The sequence below is a fragment of the Faecalicoccus sp. LCP19S3_E2 genome, assembly GCF_052121255.1.
Classification (GTDB): Bacteria; Bacillota_I; Bacilli_A; order Erysipelotrichales; family Erysipelotrichaceae; genus Faecalicoccus.
The window spans coordinates 73,367-85,712 of record NZ_JBQKEP010000008.1 but is presented as its reverse complement, the minus strand read 5'-3'; the positions used below and the strand labels follow the sequence as shown (position 1 = coordinate 85,712).

14 protein-coding genes are annotated in these 12,346 nt (G+C 40.6%); all 14 read left to right on the top strand.

The genetic code is table 11. The features are described from left to right. A partial coding sequence (locus ACTQX6_RS08685) for an L-ribulose-5-phosphate 3-epimerase (protein ID WP_441657715.1) occupies positions 1-562 on the top strand: 562 nt, incomplete at its 5' end. After that, positions 555-1,352: an HAD family hydrolase gene (locus ACTQX6_RS08680; protein ID WP_272007988.1), complete on the top strand. Its 798-nt coding sequence runs from the start codon at positions 555-557 to the stop codon at positions 1,350-1,352. The genes ACTQX6_RS08685 and ACTQX6_RS08680, both read left to right, overlap by 8 nt. Before the next feature lie 10 nt (positions 1,353-1,362). Beyond that, positions 1,363-2,175, top strand: coding sequence for a transketolase (locus tag ACTQX6_RS08675; RefSeq protein WP_441657714.1), 813 nt, complete (start codon positions 1,363-1,365; stop codon positions 2,173-2,175). A gap of 1 nt (position 2,176) precedes the next feature. After that, entirely contained in the window at positions 2,177-2,926 is a 750-nt protein-coding gene (locus ACTQX6_RS08670) for a transketolase family protein (RefSeq protein ID WP_441657713.1), read from the top strand. An 84-nt stretch (positions 2,927-3,010) separates the two neighbouring features. Continuing rightward, entirely contained in the window at positions 3,011-3,805 is a 795-nt protein-coding gene (locus tag ACTQX6_RS08665; RefSeq protein WP_272005613.1) for a glycoside hydrolase family 25 protein, read from the top strand. Between the two features lie 10 nt (positions 3,806-3,815). Further along, a complete protein-coding gene (locus tag ACTQX6_RS08660; protein WP_272005610.1) occupies positions 3,816-4,520 on the top strand; it encodes a DNA/RNA non-specific endonuclease in 705 nt (234 codons plus the stop codon). Between the two features lie 21 nt (positions 4,521-4,541). Next, the gene (locus tag ACTQX6_RS08655) at positions 4,542-6,002 is read left to right on the top strand and encodes a C69 family dipeptidase (protein ID WP_195222239.1); all 1,461 of its coding nucleotides are present in this window, start codon (positions 4,542-4,544) and stop codon (positions 6,000-6,002) included. A 20-nt stretch (positions 6,003-6,022) separates the two neighbouring features. Continuing rightward, positions 6,023-6,556 (top strand): methylated-DNA--[protein]-cysteine S-methyltransferase, encoded by a 534-nt coding sequence (locus ACTQX6_RS08650; protein WP_168966074.1) that lies wholly within the window; start codon positions 6,023-6,025, stop codon positions 6,554-6,556. A gap of 20 nt (positions 6,557-6,576) precedes the next feature. Then, complete coding sequence (locus ACTQX6_RS08645) at positions 6,577-7,092, top strand: DNA-3-methyladenine glycosylase I (RefSeq protein WP_229035593.1); 516 nt, start codon at positions 6,577-6,579, stop codon at positions 7,090-7,092. A gap of 173 nt (positions 7,093-7,265) precedes the next feature. Beyond that, complete coding sequence (brnQ, locus tag ACTQX6_RS08640; protein ID WP_441657712.1) at positions 7,266-8,585, top strand: branched-chain amino acid transport system II carrier protein; 1,320 nt, start codon at positions 7,266-7,268, stop codon at positions 8,583-8,585. Positions 8,586-9,053: 468 nt separating this feature from the next. Further along, positions 9,054-9,272 carry a 50S ribosomal protein L31 gene (gene rpmE, locus ACTQX6_RS08635; RefSeq protein WP_022790100.1) on the top strand — a complete coding sequence of 73 codons (219 nt, stop codon included), beginning with the start codon at positions 9,054-9,056 and terminating at the stop codon, positions 9,270-9,272. Between the two features lie 55 nt (positions 9,273-9,327). Then, positions 9,328-10,497, top strand: a complete 1,170-nt coding sequence (locus ACTQX6_RS08630; RefSeq protein WP_195222241.1) for an aminotransferase class I/II-fold pyridoxal phosphate-dependent enzyme — start codon at positions 9,328-9,330, stop codon at positions 10,495-10,497. A gap of 69 nt (positions 10,498-10,566) precedes the next feature. Next, positions 10,567-11,721 (top strand): helicase-related protein, encoded by a 1,155-nt coding sequence (locus tag ACTQX6_RS08625; protein ID WP_294688784.1) that lies wholly within the window; start codon positions 10,567-10,569, stop codon positions 11,719-11,721. 83 nt (positions 11,722-11,804) lie between these two features. Further along, complete coding sequence (locus tag ACTQX6_RS08620) at positions 11,805-12,338, top strand: ComF family protein (protein ID WP_441657711.1); 534 nt, start codon at positions 11,805-11,807, stop codon at positions 12,336-12,338. Positions 12,339-12,346: the final 8 nt, after the last annotated feature.

Genomic DNA, 12,346 nt, shown 5'->3' with positions numbered 1-12,346 from the left:
ATCGTTAGAGATCATGGAGAAGGCAATCGATCTGGCCTATGATCTGGGGATCCGGATCATCCAGCTGGCCGGTTATGATGTGTATTATGAAACAGGGGATGAAACGACCCGAAAGCTCTTTGAAAAGAATCTGAAGAAGAGTGTGGAAATGGCAGCCCGCAAAGGTGTGGTCCTGGGCTTTGAGACGATGGAGACACCGTTCATGGATACGGTGGAAAAGGCGATGGACTATGTGGACCGGATCGACAATGCGTATCTGGGGATCTATCCGGATATCGGGAATCTAAAGAATGCCTCACTGCTTTATGGAACAAGTGTGAATGAGGATCTGAAGAAGGGAAAGGGCCATCTTTTTGCGGCGCATCTCAAGGAGACGGTACCGGGCAAATACCGGGAGATCCCGTTTGGGACGGGACATACGGAATTTAAAGAAAACATCCGATGCCTGTATGAGATGGGAGTGTACCGGTTTGTGGGAGAATTCTGGTACACGGGTAATCCGAACTGGAAAGAAGATCTGTGCTTTGCCTCCCGCTTTTTAAGGGATAAATTAGATGGATAAACTAAAAAATATGCAGTTGATCTTATGTGATCTGGATGGAACATTACTAGATGATCAAAAAAGATTTGATCCTTACCTAAAAGATATTTTGGAAAAAAAACAGATTCCTTTGACCTTTGTTTCCGGTAGAAATTATCATATCATTCAAGATTTGATTAAAAAATATGAAATCAACCTGCCTTATATCACAAACAATGGGGCCAATATCTTCTTAAATGATCAATGTATTTATGAAAAAAGCATTGTATCCGAAGAATTAGTAAGAGCTTTGAAAATCTTGGAGGCATCCAATATTCCTTATTTGGCATATTCAAACTTCAAGATATTTTGTAAAGGAAATCAGCCGGAATTGGAAGTTTTTAAACAACGTTTGATCGATAAATGCGAAATCATTTATGACTTTGATACTGATTCTTTACGACAGGAAGAAATTTTCAAGGTTGTGATCATAAATACGAATGTCCAATTTATGAAGTCTATACAAAATGAGATACATATGAATTGTCTTCATACGCATTGTGTACAATCCGAAGGATATGTATATACCCTATCGCATCGTAAAGTTTCTAAAGGGGCTGCGGTACAATGGCTGCTTAAATATTTGAATGTGAATCCAGAGAAGGTAGTAGCATTTGGAGATAACTACAATGATGTTTCCATGTTTAAAGCAGTAGGCATCAGTGTAGCGGTTGATAATGCGCTGCAGGATATAAAGAAGCAGGCAACGTATGTGACAAAATCAAATCAGAATCATGGAGTTTCCTGGTTCGTTTCGAAGTATGTGGAATAAAGGAGGACTTATGAGAGATATAGAAAAACATGCCCGGCATGTAAGACAGAACATCATCAAGATGGTGTATGCGGCACAAAGCGGGCATCCGGGCGGCTCTTTATCCGGGGCCGATCTGCTGACGGATCTGTATTTCAGAGAAATGGATATCAACAAAGATAATGTGGATACGATCGAAAGGGATCGTTTCGTACTGAGCAAGGGACATGCCTCCCCACTGCTGTATGCCGTACTGTGTGAAAAGGGATTTCTGCCGGAAGACCAGCTGCAGGGATTCAGACAGGTGGATTCCAAACTTCAGGGGCATCCCAACATGAACTATGTGTCCGGTGTGGATATGTCCACCGGTTCTCTGGGACAGGGGATCTCGGCAGCGGTGGGTATGGCCATCGCCAATAAACATATCGACAAGAATGAACACCGAATCTATTGCCTGCTGGGCGATGGAGAAAGCGAGGAAGGACAGGTATGGGAAGCCTGTATGGCAGCCTCCCATTACAAGCTGGACAACCTCTGTGTGATTTTAGACTACAACCATCTGCAGATCGATGGCAACATCGACGATGTGATCGGACCGGAACCGTTCAAATCCAAGTTTGAAGCATTCGGTTTCCATACGATCGAGATCAACGGTCATAACTTTAATGAAATCGAGGCAGCCTTTCAGGAAGCCAGAGAAACCAAGGGACAGCCGACAGCCATCATCGCCCATACGATCAAGGGAAAGGGCGTATCGTTTATGGAAAACAACTATGCATGGCATGGAAGTGCGCCAAACAAGGAACAGTATGAAGAAGCCATGAAGGAACTGGGTGGTGAATAATATGGCAACAGCAACAAGAGAAGCGTATGGAAAGGCCCTGGCCAAACTGGTACAGGAAAGAGAAGATATCGTGGTCCTGGATGCGGACCTGACCAAATCCACAAAAACGATCGAAGCTAAGAAGGCGTGCCCGGAAAGACATTTCAATATGGGGATCGCCGAAGGCAACATGATGGGTGTGGCAGCGGGACTGGCAGCCAGTCATAAGATTGTCTATGCATCGAGCTTTGCGATGTTTGCGGCAGGAAGAGCATTCGAACAGATCATCAAGGCCGTGGCCGATATCGAAGGCCCATGTTATGTACGTTTAGGACGACTGGGCGTAGAGGATGTGTATGATGACAGCTATACATGGGAATACGGCAAAGGGCAGGTGCTTAAAAAAGGAAGTAAAGTGGCCATCGTTGCGACAGGACTTATGGTACAGGAGTCTTTAAAAGCTATCGAACAGCTAAAAGACATCGAACCGACACTGATCAATATTTCCACGATCAAACCGATCGATAAGGATTTGATCTTAGAAACGGCGAAAACACACGATGTGATTGTAACAATTGAAGAGCACAATGTGATCGGCGGCCTGGGCGGAGCGGTAGCGGAAACCCTGGCACCGTATGGACTGGCATGTCGTCAGTACATGATGGGGATGCAGGACAGTTTTGGACGAAGCGGCAAACCAAAAGACTTGTTAGCCCATTATCATTTGGATGCTTCAAGCATTGCCCAAAAGATCAAAGAAATTATGAAGTAAAAATTATATCGCAAACAAGCAGTGATGATCATCGAATCGTTGCTGCTTTTTTATGTAGAAATGAATGGTGTATAATAGAAGCCGATGAAAAGGAAAAGAAAAGCCAAAAAGTTACGTATATTGATTTTGATGATGGTCTTGCTTGGTGTACTGACTTTTGTCGTTCATTCACTTTTTTCACAAGCGGAAACAATGCTCTCATCCTACTATGATTTAGATCGTTTTGAAAATGCGAGCACAGGCTTTAAGTTTTATAACGATCCGGATTATGAAAGTAAGATTGGAATTGATGTCAGTGAGCACAATGGTACGATTGACTGGACTGCAGTTACAGGTACCGGCATTGATTTTGCGTTTATACGAGCAGGTTATAGAGGCGGTATTGAAGGAAAGATTCATGAGGATGCCACATTCGCATACAACATGGAACAGGCACAAGATAAAGGCGTAAAACTAGGTGTTTATTGGTATTCCAGCGCCATCAACACTACTGAACTTCAGGAGGAAATCGATTTTGTGCTGTCTTTAGTTTCTTCCTACTCTATTGATTTGCCTATCGTTTTTGATATGGAATTTTTCGATGAGCAGGAAGGGCGAATCAATACACTAAGTGTCGAAGAAAAAACAGATTTGGCCTTGATGTTTTGTGATGCGATGGAAGAACATGGGTATGAATCCATGATTTATGGGAACTTAGACTGGTTCTATAATCAACTTGATTTCAGTCGGATCCAGGATAGAAATCTTTGGTATGCGGCTTATCAAAATAAACCGGCCATGCAGGATCGATTCATGATTTGGCAATATTCTCATACAGGAACACTTCCCGGAATATCGACCAATGTGGATATGAACATCATGCCGGTGAAAAATAAATAGGGGGATTTTCATGAAAAAGGGCAATAGAAATGCATTGTTGAGTTTGTGTGTTGTAGTATGTATTTGTATCGTGTGTTTTGTCGTATATATGTCACTAAAAGAAGATGAAAATGATGATGAAATATCCTTAGATACACTTCCGGAATATAGTCAAAATGCTTATGTCACGATCAATGATAATGAACCGGATTTTGAAGAATATGAGATTACAGAAGCACAGACATCCTTTGAAACCTATAATCAACTCGATGAATTAGGGCGGTGTACGATGGCGAAAGCCAGTGTCGGAAAAGAGACGATGCCAAAGACAGATCGAGAAAGCATCAGCTCCGTCAAACCAAGTGGATGGCAGAATGAACGTTATGATTTCGTGCCGGGTGGCTGGGTGTATAACCGGTGTCATTTGATCGGATATCAATTAACCGGTGAAAATGCCAATGCGAGAAACCTGATTACGGGTACCCGCTATATGAATACGGAAGGAATGCTTCCTTTTGAGAACGAGATTGCCGAGTATGTGAAAGCTACCGGTGAAAATGTTCTTTATGAAGTGACACCGATTTATGAAGGTGAAAATCTGGTTGCCAGCGGTGTACATATGCAGGCTTGTTCAGTGGATGATGATTGTGAAAGCCTGGCGTTTAATGTGTATGCCTACAATGTACAACCCGGTGTAGAGATTGATTATGCGACTGGAGAAAACGAGAAAGAATAAAACGAACAAGGAGGAAACGATATGTCTTGTACAACAATTTTAGTTGGTAAAAAAGCTAGTTTTGATGGTTCAACGATCATCGCTCGTAACGATGATTCCGGAGCCGGACAATTTACGGAAAAGAAACTGGTGGTCGTAGAGCCTGATCAGCAGCCAAAGAATTATAAAAGTGTGATCTCACATGTAGAAATCGAATTGCCGGATCAGCCTATGCGATATACGGCAGCACCCAATGCGGTAGAAGGAGAAGGAATTTGGGCTGCTTTTGGTGTCAATGAAGCCGGTGTTGGTATGACAGCTACAGAAACGATCACTTCCAATGCCCGTGTTTTAGGAGCCGATCCTTTAGTTGTCTATGATGAAAAGACACAGACACCCGGCGGTATTGGAGAAGAAGATTTAGTTACGATTGTTTTACCGTATATCCATACTGCCAGAGAAGGTGTGCTTCGTCTGGGGAAGTTATTAGAAGAATATGGCACCTATGAAATGAATGGTATTGCCTTTTCAGACAGAGATGAAATCTGGTGGTTGGAGACAATTGGTGGACATCATTGGATGGCTAAACGAGTTCCGGATGATGTCTATGTCGCAATGCCAAATCAGTTAGGGATTGATTCCTTTGATTTAGAAGATGCCTATACAGATAAGAAAGCTCATTTATGTTCAAGTGATTTAAAAGAATTTATCGAACAAAATCATTTAGATTTATCTTTGAAACCTGTATTTGATCCAAGAGCAGCCTTTGGTTCCCATGATGATGCCGATCATGTATATAACACACCTAGAGCCTGGTATATTGAAAAAACATTAAATCCGCACACGAAAAAATGGGAAGGCCGGAAGGCGGACTATACACCGGAATCCGATGATATTCCGTGGTGCATGGTGCCGGAGAAAAAGATCACGATCGAAGATGTGAAGTATTTATTGTCTTCGACATTTCAGGGAACGGATTATGATCCATATAAAAGCTATGGCGATCGATCAAAATCCGGCATGTATCGTTCCATCGGTGTCAATCGTACCAGTGTACTTGGATTGATCCATCAACGTCCGGACAAAGAAGTCTTGGAATGGATTGCCTTTGCGGCCAACAACATGAATGTGATGATACCTTTCTATCCTCATGTGGATATGGTGCCTGACTATTTGTCCAATACTACCGGCAAGGTTTCTACGGATAACTTTTACTGGACAAGTCGCCTGATTGCCGCTATGGCCGATGCCAGCTTTAAACAATCTCGAAACCTGATGGAACGTTATCAAAATAAAGTGGCTGCCAAAGCTCATGAAATTATTCACAAAACCGATGCGCTGTTAGCACAGGAAGAAACAGAAGAGCGCAAAAAAGAAATCCGCACACAAGCCAATCAAGCTATTGCCGATATGGCAAAAGAAGCAGCGGATGAAACCTTGTCTAAAGTTTTGTTTGAATTAAGTTCAATCATGAAAAACGCGTATGCCCGCAGTGATGCCTAGTACAGAAAGGATTAAATAAAATGATGTATAGAACAAGCTACGATGGTCCCTTTAGTAAGATTTATATGTCCAGTGATGGCCAGGTTTTGACTGGATTGTGGTTTGAAGGTTCCAGAGATGAAATTAAACATGGAAAAGATTTTATCAAGAAAGATTTATCCATTTTCAATCAGACAAAAGAATGGCTGGATATCTATTTTTCAGGGAAAGAGCCTTCCTTTTTACCACCGTATAAACTGAATCAGGTAACACCATTTCGTCAGCTTGTGATTGATCAAATGCTTCAGATTCCTTTTGGAAAAGTAGTGACGTATAAGGATATTGCTCAAAATATCGCAAAGATCAAAGGAATGGATAAAATGTCAACGCAGGCGGTAGGTGGTGCTGTGGGCTGGAATCCAATCTGTATTTTGATTCCCTGTCATCGTGTGGTCGGCTCGAATGGAAGCTTGACCGGTTATGGTGGTGGCATAGCCAATAAAATCAAACTCTTAGAAAACGAAGGACACGATCTATCAAAATTTATTGTCCCTACAAAAGGAACTGCTTTATGAAACGCTGCAGCTGGTGTAATATGAATAACCCATTATATATTCGTTATCACGATGAAGAATGGGGAAAGCCTAATTTTGATGAGCGATATTTATTGGAGATGTTGATTTTAGAATCCTTTCAGGCTGGTCTATCCTGGGAATGCGTATTAAATAAGCGAGAAGCTTTTCGCCAGGCTTATGATCAGTTTGATCTGGATAAAATTTGTGCGTATGACGAAGATAAGCTGCAGGAACTTGCCCAAAATAAAGGAATCATACGCAATCGTTTAAAAATCAAAGCGAGTGTGGTAAATGCCAGGGTTTTTAAAGCCATTCAAAAAGAACAGGGAAGTTTTTATGCTTACTTAATGACTTTTACCAATGGGAAAATTTATAAAGAAGTTGGTTTGACTAGCTCGAAGTTATCGGATGAAATTTCTAAGGATCTGAAAAAGCGTGGTATGAAATTTGTCGGTACGACCATCATCTACTCGTATCTACAGGCGATCGGAGTCATTAATTCTCACGATGAAAACTGTGATTTGTACAATTTATAAGATCCAGAGGTTCTTTTTCTATGGCCTTTAGTGCTGTAGATTTGATTTTGACCAGATGCTTATAAGCGGTACTGGATGTGTAAAGTTGTCTTTTTTAAAGATAATACAATTTTGTTTTTACTTTTTTGTGTTTTTTTGAACTGAATTGACATAGGGTCATATTCTTTGTTATCTTGGCTAAAGGAATGAAAGGAATTGATATGAAAAAATTAACGAGTAAACAGTATCGTTTGACATCACTTTTATTATTTTCAATGTTTTTCGGTGCTGGTAATTTGATTTTCCCACCTCTTGTTGGACGTTTGGCTGGCCATGAGACGTGGTGGACGATGCTGGCCTTTGGGATTACAGCCGTTGTTTTGCCTGTATTAGGGGTTGTAGCTGTCAGTAAATCAAAGGGACTGATGAATCTTGCGGGCCGTGTTCATCCGGTGTTTGCGGTTTTCTTTACGATTGTCATCTATATGTCCATCGGGCCCTTCTTGGGTATCCCGCGTGCGGGAAGTTTGCCTTTTGTGATGGCGGTGCAACCTTATCTGCCAAAATCGGTTCCGATGGATCTTGCTTTGCTGGCTTATACGGTGATCTTTTTTCTTGTCGCTTTTTGGCTCTGCGTTACACCAAGCAAGCTGCTTGATCGTGTTGGTAAAGTCTTAACGCCGACTTTACTGATGTTGATGTTGATTTTATTTGTTGCCAGTTTAATTCATCCTTTAGGAAGCTATCAGGCAGCAACAGGATCCTATGCATCAAGCCCTTTGCTACAAGGCTTTGTAGACGGATATCAAACCATGGATGCTGTGGCGGCCTTAAACTTTGGATTGGTAATTACACAAGTCATTGAGGGGTTTGGCATCAGCCAGCAAGATAGTCCGAAAGTGACGCTTCGTGCGGGATTAGGTGCAGGAACTATACTAATGTTGATTTACTTAATGCTGGCTCACCTTGGTGCCAGTTCAGCAGGTGTTTTGTCGGCAGAGAATGGAGCTGAAATTCTTCGTGGTGTGGCCAATCAACTTTTTGGTGGTCTGGGGGCCATCCTCATGGCTTTGATCTTTACCTTAGCTTGTTTGACCACCTGCGTGGGGCTACTTTCAAGTATTTCACAATACTTTTATAGTCTTACAAAAAAAGGTTCTTATAAGGCGTGGCTAGTGATGTGGGCTGTGATTTCAACCATTTTAGCCAACTTTGGTTTAAATCAAATCTTAGCTTATTCAGTAGCTGTTCTAGTAGCCATTTATCCAGTGGCCATCATTTTGATTTTATTAGGTAATTCACCAATTGAATCGAAACTGACTTATCGCTTAACTGTTGGTGTAGCCGGTGCGATTAGTTTGGTGCAAATGCTGGCGAGCTTGAATTTGCCTATTCCTGTTCTATATAATCTTTACCTACAATTGCCACTTGCGAATTTAGGTCTGGCATGGGCATTACCCAGTGTTATTGCGTTTGGACTGGGTATGGCTATCGACTGGCTAAAAAAGGCTTGATTTCTTTTCTGCTTTTCACAGCTAATTTAAAGTGGCTTAGAGATTTTATTTACATACTTTTAGCCACTGTTTTGCTACGTGGTGATTTATCGCGTGTTTACTTTTCTTTTGCTATTTAGCTGTATAGATATGAGTAGAGTAAATGAAGTAAGATTTATCATTTATAGTTTTGTAGATAGAGTGTGCATAGTAAAATCACTACCACTATTAAACATTGTAGAATATGACCTTTACAATGAAGTAACCAGGCAAAAGTAGTAAGTAAAAAGTACCTGTTAAGGCATTGAAATGACTTTGTTGATGCAAACCATTCTTCAACTTTCAAGCATTTCTATCTTTCCTTGGGTAATAGCTACCCCAACACATACAAACTGATAATAGAGCTTGAAAAGAGTCTATTATCATGATATGATGCTTACGCACTTACTTTAAGCTCGAATGTGGCTTAAGGCGGAAGGAGGATACGATATGAAAAAGGGAATTCATCCGGAATACCATCGTGTTAAATGTATCTGTACATCTTGTGGCGCAGAATTTGAAACAGGAAGTACGATCAAAAAAGACGAATTGCGTGTAGATACTTGCAGTAACTGTCACCCATTCTTCACTGGTCGTCAGCGTTTCGCAGCTGCTCAGGGACGTATTGAGAAATTTAACAAGAAATATGGTCTGAAAAGCGGACAATAAGTGATACAATAGAAACAGCGTTAAACGCTGTTTTTTTCATATATAGGAGATACATATGCAGATCAAATCAAAACGAATGGAAGTATTTAAACCATCTGTCTTTACAGGTTTAAAATATTTGAAACAAGACTATACAAAGAAAACGGGAAAAGATACGATTGATTTTTCCATCGGTTCACCCAATATTGCCCCGGAGCCATCGATTATGAAGGTCATGCAGGAATCTGTGATGGTGCCTGAAAATTATAAGTATGCCATTACGGATCTTCCCCAGATGAAAGAGGCCATTCATGACTGGTATAAAAATCGTTATGATGTAGAATTAGAACCGAATGAAATGGTTTGCCTGCAAGGTTCACAGGAAGCTCTAAGCACTTTGTTTTTGGCGACTTGTGATCAAGGCGATATTGTCTTAGTGCCGGATCCTTATTATCCTATTTTCAGTGATGGACCTAAGATTGCCGGTGCGACTGTGGAGTATATGCCTTTACTGGAAGAAAATGGATATTTGATTGATTTTGATGCGATGGATCCGGAAATAGCGAAAAAGGCAAAAATGATGATCGTATCGTATCCAAACAATCCTACTTGTGCAATTGCTCCGGATTCTTTCTATGAAGAGCTGATCGCCTTTGCGAAAAAATATGACATCATGGTACTCCATGATAATGCCTATAGTGAACTTGTCTTTGATGGAAAGATCGGTAAAAGCTTTTTATCGTTTGAAGGTGCCAAAGAGATTGGAATCGAATTAAATTCATTCTCTAAAACATTTGGTATGGCCGGTGCCCGCTTAGGTGTTTGTGTAGGCAACAAAGATATTATCGAAGTTTACAGTACATTAAAATCCAATATGGATTATGGTATCTTTTTGCCGGTTCAATATGCCGGTATTGAAGCTTTACGTCATGGTGGTCAGGGCATTCATTCTACATGCCAGGCTTATCAGGATCGAAGAGATGTGCTTGTCAAAGAGTTTGCCGAAGCCGGCTGGATCATTCCTAAAAGTCCGGCAACGATGTTTTCCTGGGCAAAAATCCCGGAAAAGTATGAAGACTCCAAAGCCTTTGTATTAGATTTGTTGGAGAAAACCGGCATTGTCGTAACACCGGGTCAGGCTTTTGGTAAGCAGGGAGAACGCTATGTCCGATTAGCTTTGGTGCAGGATGAAAGTGCCATCAAAGAAGCGGCCAGACGATTAAAAGAAACACATTTCTTTAAATAAAGTAGAAAAGTCATTCAGGAAAAAATTTTCTTGAATGATTTTTTTGTCTTTTTTGGACTTTTTATCGTAATGAATAGTAAATGTCCTAGATGTAAGAATGAAGATCCAAGATTATTTGGTTATGACAATGGTGTTTATTATTGTCGAAGGTGTATTCCTTTTTCCAGAATGAATATAGGGGATACTATTTTGCCTTGTACTTTATCTAAGAAGGTCTGGAAGGGAAAACCAGAACTAGATTATGAATTGACCAATGCACAAAAAAAGGCATCTCATAAGACGCTTTCGTATTTAAAACAAGGAAAGGATGTGTTTGTGTATGCCGCAACCGGTGCCGGTAAAACGGAGATTACGTTTGAAAGTATTTGTTATTACCTGGCATTGGGAAAGAAAGTAGCCTTTGCGATCAGTCGCAGGCAGGTGGTTTTAGAAATTGCCCAACGTTTGCGCAAAGCCTTTAAAGACTTATCTGTTGTAGGAGTGGCACAGGATTATACATCAATCACAGATGGCGATCTGATTGTCTGTACGATGCATCAGTTATATCGCTACCCCTATGGATTTGATTTGTTGATACTAGATGAAGTGGATGCCTTTCCTTATGCCGGGAATCAACTTTTAGAACAGATCGTGCAGCTTTCCTGCAAAGGACAGAAAATGTATCTCAGTGCCACACCATCAAAAGAAATACTTCTTCAGATCCAACAAAAAAAGATGGAAATGGTAGAGTTGTTTGTACGACCTCACGGATATCCTTTGATCATCCCCAAAGTAATCCAGGCAGCCCTATGGAGGCAAGTTTTAGTTCTTGTTCGCTTTTGCAGACGCTGTAAGAAAGAAAACAAACAAGTTTTAGTATTTGTACCACGCCGCAACGATTGCCTTTGGATGACAGTTTTATTGAACTTTTTTGTCAAGACGAAGGGAATTCATTCCCAGACAGAAGATAAAGATCAGATTTTAGAAGATTACCGACAAAAGAAAATTGATGTTTTAGTATGCACAACTTTGTTAGAAAGAGGAATTACAATTCCCAGTGTGCAGGTTGCGGTGTTTGAAGGACAACACGCGGTTTATACCGCAGCCAGTTTGATTCAGATTTTCGGACGTATCGGAAGATCTATGAAAGATCCCTCCGGGAAAGGAATTTGTTTATGTCAATACGCCAGTTCATCCATTCGAGAGTGCGTTCGTATTTTGAAGCAAATGAACGCTTCTGTCTAATTTGTAATGAGTCTTTGGACTCCATACAGAGTGTAGATTTACTTTCTTTTTGTCTTTGTAAAAAATGTCGCAATCAATTTCGAGTGTGTAAAAAGATTTATAAAATCAATCAAATGGAATGGCATGTATTGTATGAATATGATGATTTTTTAGAGCGCTTATTTTTCCGTTATAAAGAACAATGTGATCGCATGTTGGCACCAGTCTTTTTAGAACCAATTCATTCGTATTTACATAAAATGAAAAAGTATACAGTTTGTTCGCTTTGCTCCAGTGACAAAAAGCGTATGCAAAGAGGGTTTGATCCATTATCCGATATTTTTACCTTTTATGATGTACCGGTCGCATCTCCTTTATATAAAAAGAAAGAGCATAAACAAAGCAAGCTTTCTAAAAAAGAGCGAGAAAAGGTAAACGATGTGATTTTCAGAAAAGAACAATATACGCTTGCCGATAAGCCGATTTTACTGGTTGATGATGTCTGTACGACCGGCTCCAGTTTACAAAGAGGAATTGAATTATTGTCTCCAAACAAAGTTTTTGTGATTGCCGCTCATCCGTTATGGCTTTCTAAACATCAAGAAATGATTGTAGAAAAAAAGAGCCTCTTTTGGTAGAATGAAGC